Source organism: uncultured Sphingomonas sp., from assembly GCF_937871615.1.
Taxonomy (GTDB): Bacteria; Pseudomonadota; Alphaproteobacteria; order Sphingomonadales; family Sphingomonadaceae; genus Sphingomonas.
The window spans coordinates 30,427-55,584 of sequence record NZ_CALMPA010000013.1 but is presented as its reverse complement, the minus strand read 5'-3'; the positions used below and the strand labels follow the sequence as shown (position 1 = coordinate 55,584).

Annotated in this window: 29 protein-coding genes; 13 read left to right on the top strand and 16 right to left on the bottom strand. The window is 66.3% G+C overall.

Going from position 1 to position 25,158, the window contains the following annotated elements; translation table 11 throughout:
* Window positions 1–4 precede the first annotated feature (4 nt).
* A complete protein-coding gene (locus tag Q0316_RS02550; protein ID WP_298669244.1) occupies window positions 5–733 on the bottom strand; it encodes a class I SAM-dependent methyltransferase in 729 nt (242 codons plus the stop codon).
* A 1-nt stretch (window position 734) separates the two neighbouring features.
* Window positions 735–1,118 (bottom strand): GtrA family protein, encoded by a 384-nt coding sequence (locus tag Q0316_RS02545; RefSeq protein ID WP_298669241.1) that lies wholly within the window; start codon window positions 1,116–1,118, stop codon window positions 735–737.
* 149 nt (window positions 1,119–1,267) lie between these two features.
* On the opposite strand from Q0316_RS02545, the gene Q0316_RS02540 reads away from it, so the two are divergent.
* Window positions 1,268–3,052, top strand: a complete 1,785-nt coding sequence (locus Q0316_RS02540) for an AcrB/AcrD/AcrF family protein (protein ID WP_298669238.1) — start codon at window positions 1,268–1,270, stop codon at window positions 3,050–3,052.
* A gap of 12 nt (window positions 3,053–3,064) precedes the next feature.
* Here the strand turns inward: Q0316_RS02540 and Q0316_RS02535 are convergent, their stop codons facing one another.
* From Q0316_RS02535 to Q0316_RS02500, 8 genes are all read right to left on the bottom strand, one after another.
* Complete coding sequence (locus tag Q0316_RS02535) at window positions 3,065–3,685, bottom strand: MarC family protein (RefSeq protein WP_298669236.1); 621 nt, start codon at window positions 3,683–3,685, stop codon at window positions 3,065–3,067.
* On the bottom strand, window positions 3,682–4,290 hold the full coding sequence (locus Q0316_RS02530; RefSeq protein ID WP_298669233.1) for a hypothetical protein: 609 nt from the start codon (window positions 4,288–4,290) through the stop codon (window positions 3,682–3,684). Before Q0316_RS02530 ends, Q0316_RS02535 begins: the two co-directional genes overlap by 4 nt.
* On the bottom strand, window positions 4,290–5,159 hold the full coding sequence (folD, locus tag Q0316_RS02525; RefSeq protein ID WP_298669230.1) for a bifunctional methylenetetrahydrofolate dehydrogenase/methenyltetrahydrofolate cyclohydrolase FolD: 870 nt from the start codon (window positions 5,157–5,159) through the stop codon (window positions 4,290–4,292). Before folD ends, Q0316_RS02530 begins: the two co-directional genes overlap by 1 nt.
* Window positions 5,156–5,425, bottom strand: coding sequence for a DUF167 domain-containing protein (locus Q0316_RS02520; protein WP_298669227.1), 270 nt, complete (start codon window positions 5,423–5,425; stop codon window positions 5,156–5,158). The genes folD and Q0316_RS02520 overlap by 4 nt, the downstream gene beginning before the upstream one ends.
* A gap of 29 nt (window positions 5,426–5,454) precedes the next feature.
* Window positions 5,455–5,757, bottom strand: a complete 303-nt coding sequence (locus tag Q0316_RS02515) for a YggT family protein (RefSeq protein WP_298669411.1) — start codon at window positions 5,755–5,757, stop codon at window positions 5,455–5,457.
* 172 nt (window positions 5,758–5,929) lie between these two features.
* Window positions 5,930–6,565 (bottom strand): PEPxxWA-CTERM sorting domain-containing protein, encoded by a 636-nt coding sequence (locus tag Q0316_RS02510; protein WP_298669225.1) that lies wholly within the window; start codon window positions 6,563–6,565, stop codon window positions 5,930–5,932.
* Window positions 6,566–6,704: 139 nt separating this feature from the next.
* Window positions 6,705–7,607 carry an acetylglutamate kinase gene (argB, locus tag Q0316_RS02505; protein ID WP_298669222.1) on the bottom strand — a complete coding sequence of 301 codons (903 nt, stop codon included), beginning with the start codon at window positions 7,605–7,607 and terminating at the stop codon, window positions 6,705–6,707.
* A gap of 43 nt (window positions 7,608–7,650) precedes the next feature.
* Window positions 7,651–8,289, bottom strand: coding sequence for a queuosine precursor transporter (locus Q0316_RS02500; RefSeq protein ID WP_298669219.1), 639 nt, complete (start codon window positions 8,287–8,289; stop codon window positions 7,651–7,653).
* A gap of 422 nt (window positions 8,290–8,711) precedes the next feature.
* Here Q0316_RS02500 and Q0316_RS02495 point away from each other — a divergent pair, with 422 nt between their 5' ends.
* Window positions 8,712–9,164 (top strand): DNA/RNA non-specific endonuclease, encoded by a 453-nt coding sequence (locus tag Q0316_RS02495; protein ID WP_298669216.1) that lies wholly within the window; start codon window positions 8,712–8,714, stop codon window positions 9,162–9,164.
* The gene (locus Q0316_RS02490) at window positions 9,154–9,585 is read left to right on the top strand and encodes a hypothetical protein (RefSeq protein WP_298669213.1); all 432 of its coding nucleotides are present in this window, start codon (window positions 9,154–9,156) and stop codon (window positions 9,583–9,585) included. The genes Q0316_RS02495 and Q0316_RS02490 overlap by 11 nt, the downstream gene beginning before the upstream one ends.
* Here the strand turns inward: Q0316_RS02490 and Q0316_RS02485 are convergent.
* From Q0316_RS02485 to Q0316_RS02475, 3 genes are read right to left on the bottom strand one after another with little or no spacing between them, the layout of a single operon-like run.
* A complete protein-coding gene (locus Q0316_RS02485) occupies window positions 9,580–10,035 on the bottom strand; it encodes a GNAT family N-acetyltransferase (protein ID WP_298669210.1) in 456 nt (151 codons plus the stop codon). The two genes, Q0316_RS02490 and Q0316_RS02485, sit on opposite strands and share 6 nt — an antisense overlap.
* A gap of 4 nt (window positions 10,036–10,039) precedes the next feature.
* The gene (locus Q0316_RS02480; protein ID WP_298669207.1) at window positions 10,040–11,152 is read right to left on the bottom strand and encodes a M14-type cytosolic carboxypeptidase; all 1,113 of its coding nucleotides are present in this window, start codon (window positions 11,150–11,152) and stop codon (window positions 10,040–10,042) included.
* The gene (locus Q0316_RS02475) at window positions 11,149–11,757 is read right to left on the bottom strand and encodes a hypothetical protein (RefSeq protein ID WP_298669204.1); all 609 of its coding nucleotides are present in this window, start codon (window positions 11,755–11,757) and stop codon (window positions 11,149–11,151) included. Before Q0316_RS02475 ends, Q0316_RS02480 begins: the two co-directional genes overlap by 4 nt.
* Window positions 11,758–11,888: 131 nt before the next feature.
* Here Q0316_RS02475 and ykgO point away from each other — a divergent pair, with 131 nt between their 5' ends.
* The 3 genes from ykgO (at window position 11,889) to Q0316_RS02460 (ending at window position 14,931) form a co-directional block, all read left to right on the top strand.
* The gene (gene ykgO / locus Q0316_RS02470; protein ID WP_003046794.1) at window positions 11,889–12,014 is read left to right on the top strand and encodes a type B 50S ribosomal protein L36; all 126 of its coding nucleotides are present in this window, start codon (window positions 11,889–11,891) and stop codon (window positions 12,012–12,014) included.
* A gap of 34 nt (window positions 12,015–12,048) precedes the next feature.
* Window positions 12,049–12,663 (top strand): HAD family phosphatase, encoded by a 615-nt coding sequence (locus Q0316_RS02465; protein ID WP_298669199.1) that lies wholly within the window; start codon window positions 12,049–12,051, stop codon window positions 12,661–12,663.
* Between the two features lie 99 nt (window positions 12,664–12,762).
* Entirely contained in the window at window positions 12,763–14,931 is a 2,169-nt protein-coding gene (locus Q0316_RS02460; RefSeq protein ID WP_298669196.1) for a TonB-dependent receptor, read from the top strand.
* Between the two features lie 46 nt (window positions 14,932–14,977).
* Here the strand turns inward: Q0316_RS02460 and pyk are convergent, their stop codons facing one another.
* A complete protein-coding gene (pyk, locus tag Q0316_RS02455; RefSeq protein ID WP_298669193.1) occupies window positions 14,978–16,444 on the bottom strand; it encodes a pyruvate kinase in 1,467 nt (488 codons plus the stop codon).
* A 70-nt stretch (window positions 16,445–16,514) separates the two neighbouring features.
* Between pyk and Q0316_RS02450 the strand changes: the two genes are divergently transcribed.
* The 4 genes from Q0316_RS02450 (at window position 16,515) to Q0316_RS02435 (ending at window position 19,323) form a co-directional block, all read left to right on the top strand.
* Window positions 16,515–16,808 (top strand): DUF1244 domain-containing protein, encoded by a 294-nt coding sequence (locus Q0316_RS02450; protein ID WP_298669409.1) that lies wholly within the window; start codon window positions 16,515–16,517, stop codon window positions 16,806–16,808.
* Window positions 16,809–16,924: 116 nt separating this feature from the next.
* Window positions 16,925–18,232 (top strand): amidohydrolase family protein, encoded by a 1,308-nt coding sequence (locus Q0316_RS02445; RefSeq protein ID WP_298669190.1) that lies wholly within the window; start codon window positions 16,925–16,927, stop codon window positions 18,230–18,232.
* Between the two features lie 172 nt (window positions 18,233–18,404).
* Window positions 18,405–18,644, top strand: a complete 240-nt coding sequence (locus tag Q0316_RS02440) for a DUF2312 domain-containing protein (RefSeq protein WP_298669186.1) — start codon at window positions 18,405–18,407, stop codon at window positions 18,642–18,644.
* Window positions 18,645–18,672: 28 nt separating this feature from the next.
* A complete protein-coding gene (locus Q0316_RS02435; RefSeq protein WP_298669183.1) occupies window positions 18,673–19,323 on the top strand; it encodes a glutathione S-transferase family protein in 651 nt (216 codons plus the stop codon).
* A gap of 8 nt (window positions 19,324–19,331) precedes the next feature.
* Here Q0316_RS02435 and Q0316_RS02430 read toward each other — a convergent pair whose 3' ends face one another.
* Complete coding sequence (locus tag Q0316_RS02430; protein WP_298669180.1) at window positions 19,332–20,627, bottom strand: hemolysin family protein; 1,296 nt, start codon at window positions 20,625–20,627, stop codon at window positions 19,332–19,334.
* Between the two features lie 133 nt (window positions 20,628–20,760).
* Between Q0316_RS02430 and Q0316_RS02425 the strand changes: the two genes are divergently transcribed.
* Complete coding sequence (locus Q0316_RS02425) at window positions 20,761–21,447, top strand: OmpA family protein (protein ID WP_298669175.1); 687 nt, start codon at window positions 20,761–20,763, stop codon at window positions 21,445–21,447.
* A 13-nt stretch (window positions 21,448–21,460) separates the two neighbouring features.
* On the opposite strand, the gene Q0316_RS02420 is transcribed toward Q0316_RS02425, so the two are convergent.
* Window positions 21,461–22,315 carry a LysR family transcriptional regulator gene (locus Q0316_RS02420; protein ID WP_298669172.1) on the bottom strand — a complete coding sequence of 285 codons (855 nt, stop codon included), beginning with the start codon at window positions 22,313–22,315 and terminating at the stop codon, window positions 21,461–21,463.
* A gap of 129 nt (window positions 22,316–22,444) precedes the next feature.
* Between Q0316_RS02420 and Q0316_RS02415 the strand changes: the two genes are divergently transcribed.
* Both Q0316_RS02415 and Q0316_RS02410 read left to right on the top strand, forming a co-directional pair.
* The gene (locus Q0316_RS02415; RefSeq protein ID WP_298669406.1) at window positions 22,445–23,560 is read left to right on the top strand and encodes an isovaleryl-CoA dehydrogenase; all 1,116 of its coding nucleotides are present in this window, start codon (window positions 22,445–22,447) and stop codon (window positions 23,558–23,560) included.
* Window positions 23,557–25,158, top strand: a complete 1,602-nt coding sequence (locus Q0316_RS02410) for a carboxyl transferase domain-containing protein (protein WP_298669169.1) — start codon at window positions 23,557–23,559, stop codon at window positions 25,156–25,158. The genes Q0316_RS02415 and Q0316_RS02410 overlap by 4 nt, the downstream gene beginning before the upstream one ends.

The window sequence follows — 25,158 nt, the reverse complement described above, 5'->3', positions numbered from 1 at the left end:
GCAGCTACGCCGGCTCGGCGAAGGTGACGATCGACACGCCGGGCGGCATCGGCACGCGGCCCACGAGATGGCGTTCCAGCCGGAAAACCGCCTCGAACAGCCGGTTAACCGGCGCGGGCGGCGGCGCGTCGTCGCTGTCGTCGCGCCCGGTGATCCGCCCGGCCAGGCGCGCGCCGGCGGCGAGCGGAAACAGCAGCGAGTTGAAGTAACCAAGCCGGCGCGGGCGCAGCCCCGCATCGGTGATCGCCTTCACCAGCCTGGCCTTGGAATAACGGCGGTGGTGGTGGTTCACCACGTCGTGCGCGCTCCACATCCATTGATGCGCGGGCACGGTGATGAGGATGCGCCCCCCCGGCGCCAGCCGCTCGCGCATCGCGCTGAGCGCCGCCACATCATCCTCGATATGCTCCACCACATCGAGCACCGCGATCAGATCATAATGCCCCCTGGGCACATCGGGCAGCACCGGCAGCGGCGCGGCGCCCACTTCCTTGCCGAGCCGGGCGCTGGCGATGGCGCGCGCGGCGGGGTCGATCTCGATCGCATCGACCTCGCCGAACCCGGCCAGCATCGGCAGATTGTGCCCGGTGCCGCAGCCGATTTCCAGGATGCGCGCGCCTTCGGGCAACCCGCCGTAGCGCGCCAGATAGTCCGCCAGAATGTCACGTCGCGCGCGATACCACCAGTGCGTGGAATCGTGCGCCGCCATGCGGTCATAGACTATGCGGTCCATATCAAGCGAACACCAGCCAGCGATTGAGGATGAAGGTGAAGATCGTCGCCAGCGCGATCGCCGGCAGCAGCGGCGCCCAGGCCGGGAAGCCGAGCCAGGCGGTGCCGAACCAGGTGATTACGGCGTTGAGCGCCATGCCCGACGCCTGCACCGCGACGAACTTCACCTGTTGCCCGCCGCCCGCCTCACGCTTGCCGTGGCCCTTGAAGCTCCAGCGGCTGTGCAGGAAGAACCCGACCGTCACCGCGACCGCGAAGGCGAAGGGCACCGCATAGACGGCATGGGCGCGCGAGAAGACGAAAAAGGTAAGCGGCAGATAGACCGCCGAATAGATCAGCGTCGAAAGGCCGCCCGCAACGCCGAAGCGCACCAATTGCCAGAACATTTCCCTCAGATGAGGGGATCGGAAATGCCTGAGAACCGCTTCCACGCCTTGCCCTTTGCGCCGGCCGCGATAGAGCGGCGAACCGGCGGTCACCAGACCGGACCGCGAGCCGGCGTCTAATGCGCCATGCGGATTGAGGAAAGTCCCCTTTGACAAAGCGCGCCGGTTCGTCGTTCCTGCCAGCTCTCGATCGTCACTGGCTGCGCCTCACCCTCGTCGCCTGGGCGGTGATCGCGCTCTGGTATATCGGCCAGCGCTGGGCGGCGATCCAGTGGCTGTCGCTGGGCGATACCGACGACAATATGCGGCTGATGCAGGTCCGCGCGCTGCTCGATGGGCAGGGCTGGTATGATCTGCGCAACTATCGGCTCAATCCGCCGGCGGGCTTCAACATCCACTGGACGCGGCTGGTCGATCTGCCGATCGCCGCGCTGATCCTGATCCTGCGCCCGTTCCTCGGCACCGGCGAGGCCGAGCGGCTGGCGTGCGGGATCGCCCCGTTGCTGCCGCTGTCGCTCGCGCTCGTCGGGCTGGCGGCGACCGTCCGCCGGCTGGTCGCGCCGCTCGCCTGGCCGCTCGCGATCGTGTTCATGCTCTGCTCGACCGTCGGGCTGATGATGTTCATGCCCGACAGAATCGACCACCACGGCTGGCAATTGGCGATGCTGAGCCTCACGGTCGCGGGGCTGTGCGATCCAAGGGGCGCGCGCGGTGGCGCGATCGTCGGCATCGCGAGCGCGGTATCGCTGACGATCGGGCTGGAGATGCTGCCCTATGCGGTGATGGCCGGCGCGATCATCGCGCTGCGCTGGGTGTGGCAGGCCGAATCGCGCGATCGGCTGGCGGCCTATGCGTTGACGCTGGCTGGCGGATCGGCGGCGGGCTTCGCCGCCTTCGCCTCCTATGACAATCGCGTGCCGCGGTGTGACGCGCTGACCCCGGTGTGGCTGTCGGTGATGGTGATGGCGGGCGCGTTCCTGCTGGTGCTGGCGATGATTTCGCCGCAGCGGCGCGAGGTCCGCCTCGCACTGGCGATCGCGGCGGGCGTGGTGATCGCGGGCGCCTTCGCCCTCGTCTTTCCGCAATGCCTCGGGCGGCCGGAGCAGGTTTCCGACGAACTCTATCGCAACTGGCTCGGCAATATCCGCGAGGCAAAGCCGATCTTCAAGCATCCGTTTCGCGTCGGCTTCCCGGTCGCGGCGCTGCCGGTAATGGGGCTGATCGGCGCGGGCATCGCGACATGGCGCGCACGGCGCACGCCCGAGGCGCTGCTCGGCTGGGCATGTGTTTCGCTGTTCGCCACCTTCGCCGCGGCGATGCTGTTATGGCAGATCCGCGCCGGGCCGGCGGCGCAATTGCTCGCGGTGCCCGGTGTCGCCGCGCTCGCCTGGATCACATTGCCGTGGCTGCTCGGGAATCGTTCCGTCTTCGTGCGGGTGTTCGGAACGGTTGGCGGATTCGTGCTGATTTCCGGGCTGTTTTCGGGGCTGGTGCTGAAATGGACCCCGATCGACAAGCCCAGCCCTTATGTGAACCGGGTCAACAAGGCATCGGGGCGCTGCGTGACATTGCCCGCGATGCAGCCGCTCGATCGGTTGCCGGCGCAGACGGTGTTCACCTTCGTCGATCTCGGGCCACGGCTCATCACGCTCACCCATCATTCGGCGATCGCCGGCCCGTATCACCGCAATGGCGATGCGATCCTCGATGTGCAGCACGCCTTCACCGGATCACCGGAGGAGGCGCGCGCGATCATGAAGCGGCACGGCGCCACCCTGCTGCTGGTCTGCCCGAACATGGCGGAATCGACGATCTATCGCGCGCGCGCACCGGGCGGCTTCTACTCGCGGCTGGCGAGCAACGAGAAGTTCCCGTGGCTGGTGCCGGTGCCGCTGCCGCGCAATTCGCCGCTGCGCGCCTTCCGGATCGAATAGCGCGCCAGCAGCTCAGCGCAGGAACTGCGCCTGCACGCCATCGAGCACGAACTGCACCGCGAGTGCTGCGAGCAGCACGCCGAGCAGGCGGGTAATCACCGCCTCGATCTTCGGCCCCAGCACGCGCATCAGGCTGCCGGCGGCGAGCAGCGCGGCGAGCGTCAGCAGCAGGTTGAGCCACATCGCGCCCAGCACCACCAGGCTGCGCTGCACCCCGTCGTTGCGCGCCATCAGCAGCATCACCGAGGCGATCGAGCCTGGCCCCGCGATCATCGGCATCGCCATCGGGAAGATCGAAACGTCTTCCGATTCCTCCGCCGTCACCCTGGCCGCGCGATCCTCGCGCCGCTGGGTGCGCTTCTCGAACACCATTTCGAGCGCGATGAGGAACAGCATCACGCCGCCCGCGATGCGAAAGCTCGCCAGTTCGATGCCCAGCCCATGGAGCAGCTTTTCGCCGAACAGCGCGAAGACGGTGAGGATCAGCGCCGCCACGCCGACCGCGCGGATCGCCATCGCCCGGCGGTGCGCCGCATTGGCCCCCGCCGTCAGCCCGGCGAAGATCGGCGCACAGCCCGGCGGGTCGATCACCACGAAGAAGGTGGCGAAGGCGGAAACGAACAGTTCGATCATCGGGCCGCCGCCGCGATGCGATCGTCGATCACGATATCATAGGCGCGACCGTTCCATAGCCGCACCGCAAAAGTGCGCGCGCCATCCCGCGCGACCTCATACCACCAGATCAGGGTCTTGTCGGGCGAGGCGCCGGCACCGACCTTGCTTTCGATGCCCAGCGGCGGCTCCGGCGGATTGCGCGGGTGATTGCATATCGCCTTATGAACCTTCGCTTCCCTGGCTTCGACACGTGGCACGGCCAGCGAATCCCCGCCATCCACGATCCATTTCCATCCGCCGTCCGGCTGGCGTCGCCAGATCGTCGAGAAATAGCCGTGACCACCGTTCGCTCCGCGCCACGGGCCGGTGTTCGCGGCGGTGGTGCCATCGCAGGAGATATAGCTCGCCGCGGGCGACCAGCGCACCGATTGCGGCGGATCAGCGCGCGGCTGAAGAAAGGTGTGGGCGTTGACCGGCTGTGGCGTGAACATCGTCGCATCATCAGCGGCGAAGGCGCGAAACGCGGTCCATTGTCCCTTCGCCTGCGCCATCGCGGCGAAGGCGCGCTCGGCATCAACCGCCGTTTGCGGCGCGCCCGCCGCAAGCAGCAGCGCCGCGAACATCACAACCGCTCGTCCCAGGCCACGCCCAGCCGGCAGCACGCGGAAACCAGCGTGTTGCGCAGCAGGCAGGCGATCGTCATCGGCCCGACGCCGCCGGGCACCGGGGTCATCGCGCCCGCCACCGCCGCGCACGCCGGGTCGATATCGCCGACCAGCCCCGCCTCAGTGCGGTTGATGCCCACGTCGATCAGCGTCGCGCCCGGCTTCACCCAATCGGGCTTGACCATGCCCGCGCGCCCCACCGCCGCGACTACGATATCGGCGCGGCGCACCACATCGGGCAGATCGCGGGTGCGCGAATGCGCGACCGTAACGGTGCAGCTTGCGCCGATCAGCAATTGCGCCATCGGCTTGCCGACGATGTTCGACCGCCCGATCACCACCGCATCCTTGCCGGACAGATCGCCCATTTCATCCTTGAGCAACATCAAGCAGCCAAGCGGGGTGCACGGCACGAACCCCTCCAGCCCGGTCGCCAGCCGCCCGGCGTTGACCGGGTGGAAGCCATCGACATCCTTGTCCGGGTCGATCCGCGTGATAACCGCGCGCTCGTCGATATGCTTGGGCAGCGGCAATTGCACGAGGATGCCGTCAACCGCCGGATCGGCATTGAGCCGCTCGACCAGCGTGACCAGTTCGGCCTCGCTCGTGTTATCCGCCAGCCGATGCTCGAAGCTCTCCATGCCCGCGGCGAGCGTCGCCTTGCCCTTCGAGCGGACATAGACCGACGAGGCCGGATCATCACCCACCAGCACCACCGCCAGCCCCGGCTTGCGCCCGCCTTCGGCCAGCAGTTTCGCCGCGCCTTCCGCCACACGGGCGCGCAGCCCGGCGGCGAATGCTTTTCCGTCAATCGTCTTTGCAGTCATGGAGCGTCGCCATAAAGCGCGCGGGCGCGTTCGGCCAGCGCCCGTGCATCGCCCGTGATCGCCAGCCGCTTCAGCCGCGCGCTTTCCCCGCCGATGATCGCCACATCGCGTTTCGGCACACCGAAGGTTTTGGCGACCAGCGCGATCAGTGCCGCATTGGCGGCGCCATCCACCGGCGGGGCCGATATCCGTGCGGCGAAATGCGCCGCCGTTCCCGCCATCAGCGCATCGCGCCCGCCGCGCGGCGTGACGCGGATGGCGAGCACGATGCCGTCAGGCGCTTCCTTCCAGGCGCTCAGATACCGCCGCCGACCACGCTGAGCGCGATATTGCCGAGAACGATGCGCAGGATCGCGATCCCGAGCAGCACCACCGCGGGCGCCAGATCTAGGCCGCCGAGATGGGGCAGGATGCGCCGGATCGGGCGATAGAGCGGCTCGGTCAGCCGATCGAAGCCATAAGCCATGCTACGCACGAAATTCGACTGCATGTTGACGACGTTGAACGCGATCAGCAGCGACAGGACGAACTGGATGATGATGACCCACCACGCGACGTTCAACAGCACCTGCAGGATCTGAATGATGGTGAGCGTCAGCACGCGGCCCTCTTTAGTCTATTTAGCTCCGGGCAACCGCCTAGCCCATGCAACCGCCCGGCGACAATGCCCATGACCGATACCATGCGGCCACCGCGGCCGAACCCACAAAGAAAAAGCCGCCGGCATCAGGCCGACGGCTTTTCCCGGATCGTAAGGAATAATCTGTGCGTCAGGCGTAGGCCACGCTCGTGCGGCGGCGGCGCAGCGCCCCACCGATCGCGCCAAAGCCAAGGATCATCAGCGCCCATGTGGCCGGCTCCGGCACCGCGCGGGCGAGATTGTCGAACTCGAAGGAGTTCTCCCGGGACGAGAAGGTCGCGCCGTTAATCAGCGGGCCGCCGCCGGCGTTGTATGAAACAACCCCGTTGGTTTCGCCGCTGATCTGGTCCCCGCTCGGGAAGATCAGATCGTTGATGATCTGGCCGCCAACATAGGTGGTCGATCCGCCACCGACGAAATGCAGCGTCAGCGAATTATAGGTGTCGAGCGAACCGAGCACGAACGAGAAGATCGAGGTCGGCGCGAAATTGACCGTCCAGTTGCCGCCACCAAGCACCGCGGCGAAATTGCCGGTGCTGCCATAAGCCGGGCGAGCCGCAACACCCGCAATCGACGCGCCATAGGCAAAAGCGCTGGTGCCGCTTGGCAGCGCCGCGCCGGAGGCGAAGCTGTCGAAATTCTGGAAAACGGTGGTTCCAGGCGCGGTCGCACCCGAACCGCCGGCAAAGTTGACTGTCACCGCCGCATCGGCGTTGACGGAGACGAACGCCAGTGCGGCTGCCCCCAAAATCGCGATATTTTTCATAACCTGCTCCCATTGCGATGTGCGACGAGCGCCGGGACCCTCGATTATTTTTCGACTCGGCAGGTTCTTGACTACGCGATTTTTCCGATTCTAAATAGTATGTTAACGACACCAGTGCCGAAATGGGACAGAACCGGCGTCACTTGCGGCGAATGAGCGTACCCGCGCCGCGCCGGGTGAAAATCTCCAGCAACATGCCGTGCGGCACCCGCCCGTCGAGCACGACCGCGGCATCCACCCCCGCTTCCACCGCGGCGACACAAGTTTCGAGCTTTGGGATCATGCCGCCCGAAATCGTGCCGTCGGTGCGCAGCCGCGCGATATCCGCCGGCGTCAGATCGGTCATCAGCGCGCCCTGCTTGTCGAGCACGCCCGCCACATCGGTCAGCAGGAAGAAGCGCGAGGCGCCGAGCGCGGCGGCGATCGCGCCAGCCATCGTATCGGCGTTGATATTGTAGGTGTGGCCGTCCGCCCCCGCGGCGACCGGCGCGATCACCGGGATGATCCCGTCGCGCACCAGCGAATCGATCAGCCGCCGGTCGACCGCCACCGGCTCGCCGACGAAGCCCAGATCGACGTTGCGTTCGATCCCCTGCAACGGATCGGGCTTGCTGCGGCCAACCTTCTCTGCCTGCACCAGCCCGGCATCCTTGCCCGAAATGCCCACCGCGCGGCCGCCCGCACGGGTGATCCAGCTCACGATCTCCTTGTTGATGGAGCCCGCCAGCACCATTTCGGCGACCTGCGCGGTTTCCGCATCGGTGACGCGCAAGCCATCGACGAAGCGCGATTCGACCCCCAGCCGCTTCAGCATCGCGCCGATCTGCGGGCCGCCGCCATGGACGACGACCGGGTTGATCCCCACCGCCTTCAGCAGCACGACATCCTCGGCGAAATCGCGCTGCGCCTCGGGATCGCCCATCGCGTGCCCGCCATATTTCACCACGAAGGTCTGGCCGGCGTAGCGTTGCAGATAGGGCAGCGCCTCGACGAGCGTTTCGGCCTTGGCGAGCAGATCGGGCGCGGGAGAGTGATCGTTCATGCGCGCGCGCTTACGGGGCAAATGCCTTGAGGGCAACGCCAGGTCAGGTGGCGCGATCCAGCCTGCGCCCCAGCGCCACGAACAGATAGATCAGCGACGGCACCAGGATCACCGACAGAATCACCTTGGTCAGCATCTGGCCGAGCAGAAGCTCGCGAATCGGAAAGACGCCCCAGAAAGCGATCGTGACGAACAGCAACGTATCGACGATCTGGCTCAGCACGCTGGCGATCCCGGCGCGCAGCCACAACAGGCTGCCGCCCTCCCGCCCCTTCAGCCAGGCGAAGATCGTGACGTTGAGCGTCTGCGACGTGCCATAGGCGACGATCCCGCCCGCCCAGATGCGCGGCGTGCCCGTCATCATCAGTTCGAACGCGGAAAGCCGCGCCGGGTCCATCGCCGGCGAAGCGGGCACGGCAAGCACGACGAGCGTGAGCAACAGCGAGGCGATCAGCGGCACGAAGCCGATCCGCACCAGCCGGGTGGCGATCGCCGCCCCGTGCAATTCCGCGATCGCGCTGGAGGTGACGACGAGCAGCAGGAAAGCGAATATCCCCGCCTCCACCGCAAGCGGCCCTACCGCGACCTGCTTGTTGCCCAGCACGCCCGCGATGCAGACCATGCCGCCATAGAAAATGGAAAAGACGAAAAGCGAAGGCGAGATGCCGCGAGTGGTGCTCATCGCGCCTTGCTAACAGAGCCAGCGGCGGGATGCGACATGGATTGATTTGTTGAGCAATGTTCTTCAAATGTCCTCACCGTTCAAGACGGCGGGGCAACATGATCGCGATTTCGGAGGAACAGCGGCGGCACGCATTTTCGACGTGGCTGCGAACAGGATATTGGCCGGTCGCACGCGACGCCGACGGCACGGAACTGAAATTCAATCCCTGACATGATCCGCGGGACGGTCGCTTCACCTTCGCCAATTCGGGCAATTATTATGGACGGAGCTTGGGCGGGGGCGGTTTTTCCGGAGGCGGGGGCGCCTCGGGTGGCTGGGAAACTCCAGGGGAGCGCAAGCAACGCGGTCGCGCGGCGCGCGCCCGGGCATCAGGCGCCATCAAGTCGGCGCAGCGAATCGCGCCCACGCCAGCGGCGTCAGTGGCAAAGCCGGCCGAACAGCGCACGCACATCTTGCGCAACGGATATGATTACGAACTCGACGAGAATGCACGAACGCGGAGGGTTTCCGGCTATCTCGACACCACTCGAATCTCGCCTCGTTCCCGCACGACCCAAGCACGAGCAGGTGGCGCTGATCGCAGGCGGAGCGATGACGGCGGGCATTATATTGCGGCTCGCTTCAATGGACCGACCGATGCGTTCAACCATTTCGCGCAGGATGCGAACTTCAATCGGAGTCGCTATCGCGCGGTTGAAAATGAGTGGGCGCGTGAGAAAAAAGCGGGAAAGACCGTATTTGTGAAAATTGTCCCGGTTTATGAGGGAAGATCCCGACGGCCCTTCCGAATCAACGTATGGTTCACTGTCGACAATCACGAGCGAAGCCTCAAATTTGACAACGAAAATGGAGCGAATCGCCATGGAAAATGATGCGACACAGCGCCTTCTTGTCGAAATAGGTCAACTCCTTGCCAATGACACCGAATATCCGCTCGACGGAACGCTTCTGTACGCGGAATTAGATCACGCGATGGTCGCGCCGTCGATCTTCAAAAATCTCGGCAATCACGTCCTTTATCGAAGGCCGGATCTTGACACGCTCGGCGACGCGCTTCTCGATCTATGGGAAGCTCAGGACTCGAAACCACGCTGGGTCGAGATAGAATATCTTATCGAGAACGGGCGCTTCACTGCCACGTACACCTACCCCGATGAGATCGACCCGAACGAGAATGAGAACGATATGTTCGCCCGCACCAAACGCATCGTGCGAAAATATTTCGGGGACAAGCCGATCGTCTATCCGCCGCTCCCGCCCGACGACGATGACGACCCCACCTACGAACTATAGCGCCAGCGTCATGAAACGGTTGTGCGGGCTTGCGGGATAACCGCCGAAGGGCGCGCAATCGGCGAAGCCCACCGCTTCGTACATCCGGTTCGCCGCGTGGAACATCGGCGCGGTGCCGGTTTCCAGGCTCACCCGCGTACAGCCTTGCTCCCGCGCCAGCGCGATCAGATGCGCGAGGATCGCCCGCGCCACTCCGCGCCGCAGATGCGCGGGCGCGGTGCGCATCGACTTGATCTCGGCATGGTCGGCGTCGAGCCGGCGCAGCGCGCCGATGCCGAGCAGTTCCTCCCCCTCCCACATCGCCCGAAAACTGATGTCGGGACGATCGAGCGCCGCCGCGCCGAGCGCATGGGCGTTATCGGCGGGCGTGGCGCCGCGCGCTTCGGCGAGGTGATGCGCGATCAGCGCGCGGACGCGCGGATCATCGAGCCCGCCCGCGCGCAGCTCCACCGCGTCAGATCCCGTCGATCATGCCAGCCAGCGTCTCCAGACAGGAGACCGCGAGGCGGCGCGATCGTTCGGGGCTCCAGCCGAATTCCGGGTCCGCATTGGGCGCGTGATCCTTGAACGGCATTTCGAGCGTCACCGATACCGCGCCGAATCGCTCGGCGAGCTGATTGGTCGACATCGACAGATTGGCCTTGCCGGGGGCGGATTTGTCATAGCCCTTCTCGGTCTGGAAATCGGGCGTCGCGGCGGCGAGCCGGCGCCCATATTCGTAGAATTTCTCGCCATGCGCGTCGGTCCATGACGGGATGCCCTCGAACCCGGCGATGAAATTGGCGGCGATCGCCTCGTCGCCATGCACGTCGATCGCGAAATCCACCCCGGTTTCGTCCATCGCGTTGCGCACGCACAGCACTTCGGGGCTGCGCTCGGGCGTGGGGGAATGCCACTCGCGGTTGAGGTTCACGCCCGCGGCATTGGTGCGCAGATGGCCGCGCCGCGTGCCATCCGGGTTCATGTTCGGGACGACATGGACGGTCGCCTTCGCCAGCAGATCGCGCGCCGCATCGCTGGTCAGCCAGTCGAGCGCGCCATCCATCCACCATTCGGCCATCGATTCGCCGGGATGCTGGCGGGCATAGAGCCACACCTGCTTCGCCCCGCTGCCGAGCGTGAAGGCGTCGATCGGCTGGCCATCGAGGCTGAGGCCCAGTTCGCGATGCGCGACACCGGGGCGGCGCGCGATCCGCGCGATCAGATCGGCGTGCATCTCCATCGTGAACGGCGCGAAATAGGCGAACCACGCGACCTGTGCGTCGCCGCTCCAGTCGAATTCCAGCACGCCGTTTTCGTAGCGCGTGGGGATCATCCGCCAGTCCACGCGATCGACCGAGGCGCGCGCCTGATACCCCGGCCAGCCGAACGGATAGGCGGAACCGGCGGCGTTCAGGATACGGAAGGTCACGCGTTCGCCGCCGCCAAGCCCGGCAACGCGGAAATAGAACCATTGATAGAAATCGGACTGGTGATCGTTGACGATCTCCAGATCGACTTTGCCACCGTCCTGCCCGATGACGCGGATGTTGCCGCCATCGAAGGCGGAATTGATCGTAAGGCTCATTTCACCTCGATAGTGCGCCCGCTCTCTCCGGGGAACCCCGTGAACAGCGCGCGGGCGAGTCGGCCCGCGATCGCCTGCGTATCGACATTGGGCGCGCTGGTGTCGGTCAGCGATTGCGCCTGCCCTTCCCAGATCGCGTCCGCGCCGTGGCGGATGCGGACGGACAGTTCGGATACGATCCCCACCCGATCGCGCTGGCCGCCGACCGGGAAGCTCACGCCGCCGCCCAGCCCGACCCCGCCGCCGCGCCCGCCGCTGAACGATCCGCCGCCGATCCCGATGGTGAACGGTGAGCGCTTGGGCGGCAGCGGGCGCTCGGCGCGGCTGAACGAAACGGTGGCGAGATATTCGCCCGGCGTCCCCGGCGGCGGGCTGGTGAAGCCCGCGCGCAGCAATTCGGCCTCAACCGCGGCGGCATAGGTCTTATATTCGATGCTCGCGACGGTGCCGCCCGGCAGCGGCGCCACCGTGATCGTGCCGCGCGATTTCATCGCATCGAAATGATAGCGTGAAACCTGCACCGGAAAGGAGCCCGGCGTGGTCGCGCAGCCCGAAAGGCCGGCCGCCCCCGCCCCGATGGCAATCGCAACGACGAAACTGCGCATGACCCGAATCCTTGTTCTTGCGATAGTGCAACGCACCCGCTTCGTCGCGCGCTCCGGCTTGACTTGCAAGGCCCTCGGGACTAGGCGGCCAGCCTTTCACCAGAACCCCGTATTCAAGAAGCGAATCCACCATGAAGATCCGCAATAGCCTGAAGTCGCTCAAGGACCGGCATCGCGATAACCGCGTGATCCGTCGTCGCGGCCGCACCTACGTCATCAACAAGACGAATCGTCGTTTCAAGGCACGTCAGGGCTGATCCAGCCCCGGCGCGCCAAGGGGTGAAGGCTGCCATGCCCAACCCTCGCAACGTCATCTTCGACGTTGGGCACGTCCTGTACGATTGGGATCCCCGGATCCTTTATCAGCGCCTCATCCCCGATGATGAGGCGCTTGACGTGTTCCTCAGCGATATCTGCACGCGCGAATGGCATTTCCAGCACGATCGCGGGCGCGATTTCGCCGACACCTCGGCGGAGCTTATCGCGCGATTCCCTGAACATGCCGCGCTGATCGCCGCCTGGGGGCCACGTTTTTCCGAACAGATTCCGGGGCCGATGCCGGGGATGCCCGCATTGGTCGGCGATCTCGATTCGGCGGGCGTGCCGCTGTTCGCGATCACCAATTTCAGCCACGAATTCTTCCCGCCCTTCCGGCATCGCGAACGCGCGCTGTTCGATCGTTTCCGCGATATCGTCGTCTCGGGCGAGGAACGGCTGATGAAGCCGGATGCGGCGATCTATCGCCTTTCGCTCGATCGCTTCGGCATCGACGCGGCGGACGCGGTGTTCGTCGATGATCGACAGGCCAATGTCGATGGCGCGGCGGCGGTGGGTATGCACGCGCTGCTGTTCACCGATGCGGAACGGCTGCGCGCCGATCTGAGGGCGCTGGGCTTCGCGCTTTAGCGGGCCGTCGGCGCGCGGCGCGAATAGACTTGCGCCCGCCGGAAAGAGCGCCTAGCCCAAATTTGCCGGGAGAATGATACAGTATCTCTTGGAGTTGTCATGCGACCTAAGTTGCTGGCCGGTATCGCGTTTCTCGCTCTTTCCTCCACCTTCATCGCCGCCGCGCCCGCGCGGGCCGAAGACAATCCGCCTGCTGGCACGCCTCAGGCGGGCGATGCCGCGCCTCCGGATATCGTCGTCACCGCGCGCAGGCTCGATGAGGCGCGCGCGCATATCCAGCCGAGCCTCGGCGCGACCAGCTATGGCGTCGACAGCGCGGCGATCAAGGATTTGCCCGGCGGCGACAATCAGCAGTTCAACCAGATTCTGTTGCAACTGCCGGGCGTGGTGCAGGACGGATTCGGCCAGTTCCACGTCCGCGCCGATCACAACGGCCTGCAATATCGCATCAACGGCACCGTGCTGCCCGAAGGGCTGGCGGTGTTCGGCCAGACGCTCTCGCCCCGCCTCGTCAACAAGGTCGATCTGCTGACCGGCGCGCTGCCCGCGCAATATGGCCTGCGCAGTGCGGGAATCATCGACATCACCACCAAAAGCGGGATGTTCGAAAACGGCGGCACCGTGTCGCTCTACGGCGGCAGCCGCGACACCTACGAGCCAAGCTTCACTTATGGCGGATCGAGCGGGCAGACGAACTATTTCGTCTCCGGCGATTATCGCCACGATGCGATGGGGATCGAAAACGTCAACGGTCGCGCGCACGCGATCCATGACGATACCGATCAATATCAGGCGTTCGCCTATGTCGATCACATCATCGACGAGAGCAATCGCGTGTCGTTCGTCGGCGGCTATTCGAACCAGTGGTTCCAGATTCCCAATCCCGTCGGGCTCCAGCCGGATGGCACATGGAAAGTCGCCGGCCAGTCCGCCTTCCCCAGCGAGCGACTGGACGAAACCCAGCTTGAGCGCACCGGCTTCGGCCAGTTGAGCTGGCTGCACGATGCCGAGCCGCTGACGGTCCAGACATCGCTGTTCGCGCGCTATTCGTCGCTCGCCTATCGCCCGGACGTGCTGGGCGAATTGCTGTTCAACGGGCAGGCGCAGGCGGCGCTGAAGCAGGATCTGGCGCTCGGCGGGCAGATCGACGCGGTCTATCACCTCGGCAGCGCGCATACGCTGCGCGGCGGCCTGTTGCTCATCCACGATCACAGCACCAGCGACACCTCCACCCACGTATTCCCGGTCGACGCCGCGGGCGCGCAATCGGGCGAGCCGTTCGTCATCACCGACAATACCGCCAGCAACGCGACGACCTTCAGCGCCTATCTTCAGGACGAGTGGAAGCTCACGCCGACGCTGACGCTCAATTATGGCGCCCGCTACGATCGCTTCGCCGCCTATCGCACCGAGGATCAGCTAAGCCCGCGCGTCAATCTGGTGTGGCAGCCGGATTCTACGCTCACGATCCATGCCGGCTATGCGCGTTATTTCGTGCCGCCGCCGTTCGAACTGGTCGGCGCGGCCAGCATCGGCAAGTTCGCCGGCACCAGCGCGGCGCCGATCGTGACTGAGGACACCACGCCCTATTCGGAACGCCAGCATTATTTCGACATCGGCTTTCAGGCGAAGCCGAGCAGTTCACTCACTTATGGCGTCGACGCTTATTACCGCATCTCGAAGAACCTGATCGACGAAGGCCAGTTCGGCGCGCCGATCATCCTCACCCCGTTCAACTATGCGCAAGGGCGGATCGGCGGGGTGGAGGCGAACATGGCCTATTCGCGCGGCGGGTGGAACGCCTACGCCAATTTCGCGGTGGCGCGCGCCAAGGGGCGCGGCATCGTTTCCAGCCAGTTCGCGTTCGATCCGGATGAACTGGCCTATATCGCCAATCACTATATCTTCCTCGATCACGATCAGACCTTCACCGGCTCCGCCGGCGTCACCTATTCGATCAAGCACGGCGCGCTCGCGCGGACCGCGATCGGCGCGTCGATGATGTACGGATCGGGGCTGCGCACCAGCCTTGCGCTGGCGGACGGCAGCATCGTGCCGAACGGCGCGCATCTGACGCCCTACGCCCAGTTCAACCTCACCGCGAGCCACCATCTCGCCGGGCCGAACATCGACGTGCGGCTGGACGTCATCAACCTGTTCGATCACGTTTACGAGATTCGCGACGGCAGGGGCGTGGGCGTGGGCGCGCCGCAATATGGCCCGCGCCGCGGCATCTTCATCGGCGTGACCAAGACGTTCGGGGCGTAGCGGTCGTTCAGCGCCCGGCACCGGGCCGGGCGCTGAACGACCGGCGTTACTCGGCGCGCTCGCCGTAATTCTTCAACTCGTCGCCGATGATGCGCACGACATGGAGCACGTTGGTGGAGCCGGGCGTGCGGAACGGCACGCCCGCCATCACCACCACGCTGTCGCCCGCCGCCGCGATGTGGTGGCGCAGCGCCATGCGCTTCGATTTGGCGACCATCTCCTCGAACGATTCGACATCGCGGGTGTGCGCGGCGTGGACGCCCCACAACAGCCCCAGCCGCCGCGCCGTCTCCATCTTCGGCGTGAGCACCAGCAGCGGCACCGACGGGCGCTCGCGCGCCACGCGCCGCGCGGTGGAACCGGAGGTAGTGAAGCAGATGATCGCCTTCGCCGACACGGTGCGGGCGATATTCTTGGCCGCCTCGGCCAGCGCATCGGCGGTGGTGGGATCGGGGCGCATCACCGTGAAATGCACGCGATCGCCGTGCATCGGATCGCGCTCCACCGCCTCGCCGATCGCGTTCATCATCGCCACCGCCTCGATCGGATAATCGCCCGCGGCGCTTTCCGCCGAGAGCATGATCGCATCCGCCCCGTCGTAGATCGCGGTGGCGACATCGGACACTTCGGCGCGGGTGGGCGAGGGAGATTTAATCATCGATTCGAGCATCTGCGTCGCCACCACCACCGGGCGGCCCATCCGGCGTGACACCTCCACGATGCGCTTCTGCAGCGGCGGCACCGATTGCGGCGGCAGCTCGACGCCGAGGTCGCCGCGCGCGACCATCACGCCGTCGCACATCTCGACGATCTCCTCCAGCCGGTCGATCGCCGCCGGTTTCTCGATCTTGGCGAGCAATGCCGCCTTGCCGCCGATCAACCGCCGTGCCTCGGCCAGATCCTCCGGCCGCTGGACGAAGGACAGCGCGATCCAGTCCACCCCATGTTCGCACGCGAAGGCGAGATCGCTGCGATCCTTCTCGGTCAGCGCCGCCATCGGCAGCACCACATCGGGGACGTTCAGCCCCTTGCTGTCGCTGAGCGCGCCGCCCACCTCCACCACGGTGACGATGCGATCGGCATCGTTTTCCACCACGCGCAGCACGAGCTTGCCGTCATCGAGCAGCAGCCGCGCGCCCGGCTGGATCGCCGCGAAAATCTCCGCGTGCGGCAGCCTGACGCGCGTGGTGTCGCCCGGCGCGTCTTCCCGATCGAGCACGAAGGTCGCGCCGGTTTCGAGCATCACCCGCACGCCGGTGAAGCGCCCCACGCGCAGCTTCGGCCCCTGAAGATCGGCGAGGATCGTCGTCGGGCGGCCGTATTTCTTCTCCAGCGCGCGAATCGCCGCGATCACCGGAATCTTCGATTCCTGATCGCCATGGCTCATGTTGATGCGGAAAGCGTCGGCGCCCGCTTCGAACAGCGCGGCGATCATCGCCGGCGTGCTGCTGGCCGGCCCCAGCGTCGCAAGCACGCGGACCTTACGGCTGCGGGGGCTGATCGCTCTTGTCATGATGGTCCTCGTAGTGATTAGCCGGCTGCCTTAAAGACAATCCATGACCGATCAAACCGGGAGAGCGATGATGGACCCGATCGACGCGATCGACGACGCGGCGGCGGCAGCGGCATTCCGCCGGCTGGTGCGCCACCTGCGGCATCGCGATGATGCGCAGAATATCGACCTGATGGGGCTCGCGGGCTTTTGCCGCAACTGCCTGTCGGATTGGGTCGGCGAGGCCGGCGGGCTGAGCCGCGAACAGGCGCGCACCGCGATCTACGGGATGCCCTATGCCGAATGGAAGGTGCGCCACCAGCAGGAAGCCAGCCCCGAACAATTGCGCCGGATGGCGCAAAGCGTCGCCAAAAACGCGCCCTGATGAAGCCAGGGTGAACTGATCGCTTGCCCGGCGGTCGATCTGTCCTCTACCCCGTTGCTTCGGGTACGAAGGGGCGCGCCAAAAGCGCCCCGCCCGATCGGGAGTATTGAGAGGAAATGTTGAAAAAGCTGCTGATCGCGCTCGCGGTCACCACCGCCGCGCCGGCCATCGCGCAGACCGCCGCCCCGGCGAAGGTCACCTATATCCACGCGGGCGCGCTGCTCGATCAGCCGGGGCAGGCGCCGCGCGGCAAAAGCACGATCATCGTGCGCGACGGCAAGGTGGCCGAGGTTCGCGACGGTTTCCTTGTGCCGCCGGCGACAGCGGAGCTGATCGAGCTGAACGACAAGTTCGTCCTGCCGGGGCTGATCGACATGCACGTCCATCTGTGGGGCTTCGGCGGCGATCCCATGCGGTCGCGCCTGATGGCGATGACGATGGATGACGCCGATTACATGATCCAGGCGCAGCTCAACGCGCGCAAGACGCTGAACGCGGGCTTCACCACCGTGCGCGATCTCGGCGGCAATCCGCGCGGCGTTCGCGCCCTGCGCGACGCGATCGAGCGCGGCGATGTCGAAGGCCCGTCGATCGTCAATGCCGGGCAGATGGTCTCGATCACCGGCGGCCATGGCGATGGCAGCAACGGGCTTGCCGAGGAATGGTCCGATGCGGTGCACGAGCATCAGATCAACACCTGTGACGGGCCGGATGATTGCCGCCGCGCGGTGCGCGCGCAGGTCGGCCTCGGGGCGCAGGTCATCAAGTTCGCGGCGACGGGCGGCGTGCTCTCGAACGTCGCGGGCGGCCTTGGCCGCGCGATGACCCCGGAGGAGATGCGCGCGCTGATCGACACCGCGCATAGCTTTGGCCGCAAGGTCGCCGCGCACAGCCATGCGGTGGAAGGCACCAAGGCGGCGATCGAGGCCGGGGTCGACACGATCGACCATGGCACCTTCCTCGATGATGAAGCGATCCGGCTGTTCAAGGCCAGGGGCACCTATCTCGTGCCGACGATGATCGCGCCGATCACCGCGCTGGCGCAGGCGCGCGCGGGCGCGCTGCCGGCGAATACGATCCCGAAGGCCGAAGCCGCCGCCGCGTCCGCGATGACAAGCCACAGCAAGGCGATCGCCGCCGGCGTGAAGATCGCGTTCGGCACCGATACCGGCGTATCGAAACATGGCGAAAACGCGCAGGAATTCGCGCTGCTGGTGAAGGCGGGGATGACTCCCGCCGCCGCGATCCGTGCCGCCACCGTCTCCGCCGCCGACGCGCTCGGCCGCGACGACATTGGCGCGATCACGCCGGGCAAGCGCGCGGACATCATCGCGGTCAGCGGGTCGCCGCTGGAGGATGTGACGCGGCTGGAGAAGGTCGCGTTCGTGATGCACCACGGCGTGGTCGCGCGCGCCGCGCAGTAAGGCCGTGATCGGCTTCTGACCTCGAAGGCTGTCGCCCGGAATGCCCTGCTGGTCCGCCAGCGGGGTACTCCGGGCGGCGCTTTTTGCGGCACGTCGCTCCCGTGGCCGCACCGGCGTTGTCCTCGGCGGTTTTGCCCCTTATCGCGGGGCGATTTTCCGACTGGAGTGATTCATGACCGACAATGTTTCCGCCGAGCAGCTGCGCCAGTTCATCGAACGCATCGAGCGGCTGGAGGAGGAGAAGAAAGCGTTCGCCGACGACATCCGCGACGTTTATACTGAAGCCAAGTCGACCGGCTTCGATGGAAAGACGATCCGTGCCATCGTCCGCCTGCGCAAGATGGAAAAACATGCGCGCGATGAAGCCGACGCGCTGCTGGAGCTATACCGTCAGGCGCTGGGCATGAACTGACCCGGCCGGGCGGAGGGAAGGAGAAGATATGCATATCTACGGTTCGCTCGCCTCTCCCTTCGTCCAGCGCGTGCTGATGGCGGCCCGCACCAAAGGGCATGAGATCGCCGTGCTGCCGCCACCCGGCGGGGGTATGCAATCCAGCGAATTTCGCGCGATCAGCCCGATGGGGCGCGTTCCCGTGCTCGAAATGGATAGCGGCGAGCATCTGTGCGAATCGGCCGCGATCACCGGCTATATTGATGATGCGCTCGATGGGCCGGCGCTGTTGCCCGGTAATCCGCTGGCGCGCGCCCGCGCGCGTGAGCTGGAGGCGCTGGCGGTGGGCGAAATCGCGGTCGGGCTGCGGCCGATCATGGCGCATATCGTCTTCCGTCGTGGCGATGCGCCCGAGGTTGTCGCCGCCGCCCGCGCGACGATCGCGCTCGGGCTGGATGCGCTTGATCGGCTGATCCCCGCCGGCCCCGGCGCCAGCGCCACGCTCGCCGATTGCGCGCTGGTGCCGGTGCTTGGTCTTGCGCGGCTGATTGATCCCGTCGCGGCCACCTGGGCGGCGGTCACCGAACGCGGGCATGTCGCGAACTATTTCGCGCGCGCGCTGCTTCATCCGGTCGCGCGGCGCTCGATCGACGAGATGGAGGCCGCGTTCGCGGCGATCCGCGCACGTACCGCGGGTTAGGCAGGGGATCAGACCGGGCTCAGCAGCAGCTTGTCGATGCGCCGCCCGTCGAGATCGACCACCTCGAAGCGCCAGCCCTGTTCGACGAAGCTCTCGCCCTCCGTCGGCAGGTGCCGAAGCGCGGCGAGCACCAGCCCGGCCACGGTGGCGTAATCGCGGTCTTCGGGCAGATCTATGCCGAGCCGCTCGGCCAGCACGTCCGCCGCCATCGTGCCGGCAACGAGCAGCGAGCCATCCTCGCGCTCGACGATCGAGGGGCCATCCTCCCCATCCGCATCCGAAACAAACTCCCCGGCGATCGCGGCGAGCAGATTGGCGGGTGTGACGATCCCCTCGAAATGCCCATATTCGTCGTGGATCAGCGCCATCGGCACCTCTGCCCGGCGCAACGCGTCGAGCGCGTCCATCGCGTCGATCTGGTCGATCACCACCGGCGCCTTGCGCACCAGCTTCGCCAGATCGAGCGTCTCGCCACGGAACAGCGCAGCGGCGATGTCGCGCGATTGCACCACGCCGATCACCGCGTCGATTGACCCTTCCGCCACGGGCAACCGGCTGTGTGAATTGGCGAGCAGCCGCGCCCGGATGCCCGCGTCATCCAGCCCGACATCGAGCCAATCGACCTCGGTGCGCGGCGTCATCACCTCGCGCACCGGGCGATCCGCCAGCCGCACCACGCCGGAGATGATCGAGCGTTCATGTTCCTCGATCACGCCTGATTTGGATGCCTCCGCCACGATCAGGTGAAGTTCCTCCGCCGTCACCTGATCCTCGCTCTCCCGGTTCAGGCGCAGCAGCCTGAAGACGAGCCCGCTGGTCGAATCGAGCAGCCACACGATCGGCTTGGCGGCCACCGCGAGCCACATCATTGGCACCGCGACGATCGCGGCGATCGGCTCGGGCGAGCGCAGCGCGATCTGCTTCGGCACCAGTTCGCCGACGATCAGCGAGGCGAAGGTGGTGAGGCCGATCACCAGCGCGAATCCGGCGCTTTCCGCCAGATGGTGGCCCAGCCCCATCGCCTCCAGCCGCGCGGCGGTGGGGTGGCCGAGGCTCGCGCCCGAATAGGCGCCCGCCAGCACGCCGATCAGCGTGATGCCGATCTGCACTGTGGACAGGAACTTGCCGGGGTCATTGGCAAGCGCGGCGGCGGCGCGCGCGCCACGCTTGCCCGTGCGCGCCATCGCTTCCAGCCGCGCCTTGCGCGCGGAGACGATCGCCAGTTCGCTCATCGCGAAAACGCCGTTGAGCGCCACCAGCGCAAGGATGATAAGGACGTCGATCCAGGGGAACGGCGGTAACATGATCGCCGCATCTCTTGACGGCAAAAGGCCGCGACGACAACCGTTGTTGTCATCCCCGGTTCATCACGAAGGCGGAACAAGGCGCCGGATGCGTGGTTTCATCCCGCGAAATACGAAGGCACAAGGGAGCATGATGACTTTTCGTTCGAAAATCGCCGCCGGTGCCGCGCTGGCCGCGCTAGCCATGACGACCGCCGCCTGCACCACCGATCCCGAGACCGGCCAGCAGCGCCTTTCCAAAACCGCGATCGGCGGCATCGGCGGCGCGCTCGGCGGCTATCTGCTCGGCGATCTCGTAGGCGGTCGCCATGATCGCACGGAAAAGATCGTCGGCGCCGGGATCGGCGGCGTCGCGGGGGCGGCGATCGGCGCCTATATGGACAAGCAGGAGCGCGAATTGCGCCAGCGCACCGCCGGCACCGACGTGCAGGTGATCCGCCAGGGCGACGATCTGTTGCTCAATATCCCGTCGGGCGTGAATTTCGCGCATAACAGCGCAATGGTCGAGCCGCGGTTCCAGCAGACGCTCGACAAGGTGGCCGGCGTGCTTTCCGATCCGCAGAACAGCCGCACCTATGTCGACGTGTACGGCCACACCGATTCGACCGGCAGCGCCACGTACAACCAGGGCCTGTCCGAGCGGCGCGCGGCGGCGGTGGCGCTCTATCTCGAATCGCGCGGGGTGCAGGCGGCGCGCGTCGCGACTCGCGGCTTTGGCATGACCCAGCCGATCGCATCGAACGAGACCGAGGAAGGCCGCGCGCAGAATCGCCGCGTCGAGATCAAGATCGTGCCGATCGCGCAGAGCGATATCGGCTGACCCGGACCGCCCGTCAGCGCCCGCTCTCCACCGCCGCCGCCAGCCGCCGGGCCAGCGGATGCGCGAGCAACGCGGCATCGGCGGCGAGCAGCCCGAGTTCGCGCACATGATCGAACTCGGTGAGCGGGCGCATCGTCACCCCCTCGCCCCCGAACGAGGCCGGAGCCACGGTTACCCCCAGCCCGGCGGCAACCAGCGCGTGCGCGCGATCGTCGCTGGTGGTGCGCGCGGGAAAGAACGGGCGCACCCCGCGCGCGGTGAAATGCCGGCTCGTCTCACCGAGCAACTCGCAATGCCGGCGCACGATCATCGGCTCATCCACCAGCTCCTCGGCGGCGATCTCGTCGCGCCCGCTCAGCGGATGCGCGGCGGATAGCGCCATCAGATAGGGTTCGCGCAGGATCGACACCCCCGCGAAGCGCGGGTTGCCGCGCAGGATGCCCAGCGCCACGTCAATCCGCCCGCGCGTCAGGCGATCGACCAGCTCACGCTCACGTCCCTCGACCAACTCCACCTCATCGCCATCACGCGGCAGCGACGCGACGAACGCCGCGATCCACCGCGTCGGCGCGCTCGCCAGCACCCCGATCCGCAAGCGCCCCGCGACCCGCGCCGCCCCCGCCTCGCGCTCGGCCAGCGCAAACTCCGCCTCGATCCGCCGCGCGCGGGCGACGAGCCGCGCGCCGGCCTCGGTCAGTTCCACGCGACGGTTGGTGCGGGAGAACAATTGCCGCCCGAGCGACGCCTCCAGCTTGGCGATTCCGGCGGAGAGCGTCGGTTGCGACACATTACACGCGGCGGCGGCGCGCGAGAAATTGCCCTGGTCGATCACCGCAAGGAAATAACGCAGCAGATAGCGGTCAATCATAGGCGCCATCTATGATATGCCGCGCGCCGTTTCAATTTTCCTCGCGGTCACCGGGCCGCTAAACAGGCCATATTCAAGGCGAGAGGAAAGACGGTGGACGACCTGCATTCACTCGGCGAGACCGCCGACATGATCCGTGAGACGACGCGGCGCTTCGCCGCCGACCGGATCGCCCCGATCGCCGCCGAGATCGACCGCGATGACAGCTTCCCGCGCCACCTGTGGCCCGAGATGGGGGCGCTGGGCCTGCATGGCATCACGGTGGAGGAGGAATATGGCGGGCTGGCGCTCGGCTATCTCGATCATGTCGTCGCCGTCGAGGAAGTGAGCCGCGCCTCCGCGTCGATCGGCCTTTCCTATGGCGCCCATTCCAATCTGTGCGTCAATCAGATCCGCCGCTGGGGCAATCCCGAACAGAAAGCGAAATATCTGCCCAGGCTCGTTTCGGGCGAGCATGTCGGCAGCCTCGCCATGTCGGAGGCGTCCGCCGGATCGGACGTGGTGTCGATGAAGCTGCGCGCGGATCGCGTCGACGGCGGGTGGCGGCTCAACGGCACCAAATTCTGGATCACCAACGCCGCTTATGCCGACACGCTGGTCGTCTATGCCAAATCCACGCCCGACGCGGGATCGCGCGGGATCACCGCCTTTCTGATCGAGAAGGATTTCGCCGGTTTCGGCATCGGGCAGAAGATCGACAAGCTGGGGATGCGCGGCTCGCCGACCGCGGAACTATTGTTCGACGATTGCTTCGTGCCCGACGAGAATGTGATGGGGCCGGAGAACGGCGGCGTGGGCGTGCTGATGAGCGGCCTCGATTACGAACGCGTCGTGCTTTCCGGCATCCAGCTCGGCATCATGCAGGCGTGCCTCGATGTCGTCCTGCCTTATGTGCGCGAGCGCCAGCAGTTCGGCAAAGCCATCGGCAGCTTCCAGCTGATGCAGGCCAAGGTGGCGGACATGTATGTCGCGCTCAATTCGGCGCGCGCCTATGTCTATGCCGTGGCGAAGGCGTGTGACGCCGGGCGCACCACCCGGTTCGACGCGGCGGGCGCGATCCTGCTCGCGTCCGAAAGCGCGGTGAAGGTGGCGGGCGAAGCGATCCAGGCGCTGGGCGGCGCGGGTTATACCAAGGACTGGCCGGTCGAGCGATACTGGCGCGACGCCAAGCTGCTCGATATCGGCGCCGGCACGAACGAGATTCGCCGGATGCTGGTGGGCCGCGAACTGGTGGGGGCGGCGTGAGCGCCCCCGTCCTCGACACCAGATTGTCGCCGGAGAGCGCCGATTTCCGCGCCAATGCGGCGCATAATCGCGCCCTGGCGGAGAAATTGCGCGGCGATGTGGCGAAAGCCGCGCTCGGCGGCAACGACAAGAGCCGCGAGCGCCACACCGCGCGCGGCAAGCTCTTGCCCCGCGATCGCGTCGAGCGGCTGCTCGATCCCGGCTCGCCGTTCCTTGAGATCGGCCAGCTTGCCGCCAACGATCTGTACGGCGGCGAAGTGCCCGGCGCGGGAATAATCGCGGGCATCGGCCGTGTTTCGGGCCGCCAGTGCATGATCGTGTGCAACGATGCGACCGTGAAGGGCGGCACTTATTATCCCCTCACCGTGAAGAAGCATCTGCGCGCGCAGGAGATCGCCGAGGAGAATCGGCTGCCGTGTATCTATCTCGTCGATTCGGGCGGGGCGAACCTGCCCCACCAGGCCGAGGTGTTCCCCGATCGCGAGCATTTCGGGCGCATCTTCTTCAACCAGGCGAACATGTCGGCGAAGGGCATTCCCCAGATCGCCTGCGTGATGGGCAGTTGCACCGCCGGGGGCGCATATGTGCCCGCCATGTCGGACGAAACGGTGATCGTGCGCAATCAGGGCACGATCTTCCTCGCCGGGCCGCCATTGGTGAAGGCGGCGACGGGCGAAGAAATCTCCGCCGAGGAACTGGGCGGGGCGGATACGCATGGCCGCAAATCCGGCGTGGTCGATCATGTCGCGGAAAATGACGAACATGCGCTGACGATCGTGCGCGATATCGTCTCCACGCTCCAGCCACAGGCGCCCGCGAGCATCAACCAGCGCAGCCCTCGCCCGCCGAAATTCGCGGCGGAGGAATTGTACGGGATCGTGCCGCAGGACGTGCGCGCGCCTTATGACGTGCATGAGGTGATCGCGCGGCTGGTGGACGCATCGGAGTTCCACGAGTTCAAGGCGCTCTATGGCTCCAGCCTCGTCTGCGGCTTCGCGCACATCTGGGGGATGCCGGTCGCGATCCTCGCCAACAACGGCGTGCTGTTCAGCGAATCCGCGCAGAAGGGCGCGCATTTCATCGAACTGGCGTGCCAGCGGCGCGTGCCCCTCCTGTTCCTCCAGAATATCTCCGGCTTCATGGTCGGCGGCAAATATGAGGCGGAAGGGATCGCCAAGCATGGCGCGAAACTCGTCACCGCCGTCGCCACCGCCACCGTGCCCAAGATCACGATCCTGATCGGCGGCAGCTTTGGTGCTGGCAATTACGGCATGTGCGGGCGCGCCTATTCGCCGCGTTTCCTGTTCACCTGGCCGAACAGCCGGATCAGCGTGATGGGCGGCGAGCAGGCGGCGAGCGTGCTCGCCACCGTCCACCGCGACGCCGACAAATGGTCGCCCGAGGAGGCGGAAGGCTTCAAGGCGCCGATCCGCCAGCGTTACGAGGATGAGGGCAATCCCTGGCACGCCACCGCGCGCTTGTGGGACGACGGGATCGTCGATCCGGCGCAGACCCGCGACGTGCTCGGCCTCGCGCTCGCCGCGACGCTCAACGCCCCGATCCCCGAAGCCCCGCGCTTCGGCGTGTTCCGCATGTGA

Coding starts and splice junctions, on each gene's coding strand:
- Q0316_RS02550 (WP_298669244.1), bottom strand. CDS start 733: ATGGACCGCATAGTCTATGACCGCATGGCGGCGCACGATTCCACGCAC.
- Q0316_RS02545 (WP_298669241.1), bottom strand. CDS start 1,118: ATGTTCTGGCAATTGGTGCGCTTCGGCGTTGCGGGCGGCCTTTCGACG.
- Q0316_RS02535 (WP_298669236.1), bottom strand. CDS start 3,685: ATGATCGAACTGTTCGTTTCCGCCTTCGCCACCTTCTTCGTGGTGATC.
- Q0316_RS02530 (WP_298669233.1), bottom strand. CDS start 4,290: ATGTTCGCGGCGCTGCTGCTTGCGGCGGGCGCGCCGCAAACGGCGGTT.
- folD (WP_298669230.1), bottom strand. CDS start 5,159: ATGACTGCAAAGACGATTGACGGAAAAGCATTCGCCGCCGGGCTGCGC.
- Q0316_RS02510 (WP_298669225.1), bottom strand. CDS start 6,565: ATGAAAAATATCGCGATTTTGGGGGCAGCCGCACTGGCGTTCGTCTCC.
- argB (WP_298669222.1), bottom strand. CDS start 7,607: ATGAACGATCACTCTCCCGCGCCCGATCTGCTCGCCAAGGCCGAAACG.
- Q0316_RS02500 (WP_298669219.1), bottom strand. CDS start 8,289: ATGAGCACCACTCGCGGCATCTCGCCTTCGCTTTTCGTCTTTTCCATT.
- Q0316_RS02490 (WP_298669213.1), top strand. CDS start 9,154: ATGGAAAATGATGCGACACAGCGCCTTCTTGTCGAAATAGGTCAACTC.
- Q0316_RS02480 (WP_298669207.1), bottom strand. CDS start 11,152: ATGAGCCTTACGATCAATTCCGCCTTCGATGGCGGCAACATCCGCGTC.
- Q0316_RS02475 (WP_298669204.1), bottom strand. CDS start 11,757: ATGCGCAGTTTCGTCGTTGCGATTGCCATCGGGGCGGGGGCGGCCGGC.
- ykgO (WP_003046794.1), top strand. CDS start 11,889: ATGAAGATCCGCAATAGCCTGAAGTCGCTCAAGGACCGGCATCGCGAT.
- Q0316_RS02465 (WP_298669199.1), top strand. CDS start 12,049: ATGCCCAACCCTCGCAACGTCATCTTCGACGTTGGGCACGTCCTGTAC.
- Q0316_RS02460 (WP_298669196.1), top strand. CDS start 12,763: ATGCGACCTAAGTTGCTGGCCGGTATCGCGTTTCTCGCTCTTTCCTCC.
- pyk (WP_298669193.1), bottom strand. CDS start 16,444: ATGACAAGAGCGATCAGCCCCCGCAGCCGTAAGGTCCGCGTGCTTGCG.
- Q0316_RS02450 (WP_298669409.1), top strand. CDS start 16,515: ATGGACCCGATCGACGCGATCGACGACGCGGCGGCGGCAGCGGCATTC.
- Q0316_RS02445 (WP_298669190.1), top strand. CDS start 16,925: ATGTTGAAAAAGCTGCTGATCGCGCTCGCGGTCACCACCGCCGCGCCG.
- Q0316_RS02440 (WP_298669186.1), top strand. CDS start 18,405: ATGACCGACAATGTTTCCGCCGAGCAGCTGCGCCAGTTCATCGAACGC.
- Q0316_RS02435 (WP_298669183.1), top strand. CDS start 18,673: ATGCATATCTACGGTTCGCTCGCCTCTCCCTTCGTCCAGCGCGTGCTG.
- Q0316_RS02430 (WP_298669180.1), bottom strand. CDS start 20,627: ATGTTACCGCCGTTCCCCTGGATCGACGTCCTTATCATCCTTGCGCTG.
- Q0316_RS02425 (WP_298669175.1), top strand. CDS start 20,761: ATGACTTTTCGTTCGAAAATCGCCGCCGGTGCCGCGCTGGCCGCGCTA.
- Q0316_RS02420 (WP_298669172.1), bottom strand. CDS start 22,315: ATGATTGACCGCTATCTGCTGCGTTATTTCCTTGCGGTGATCGACCAG.
- Q0316_RS02415 (WP_298669406.1), top strand. CDS start 22,445: ATGATCCGTGAGACGACGCGGCGCTTCGCCGCCGACCGGATCGCCCCG.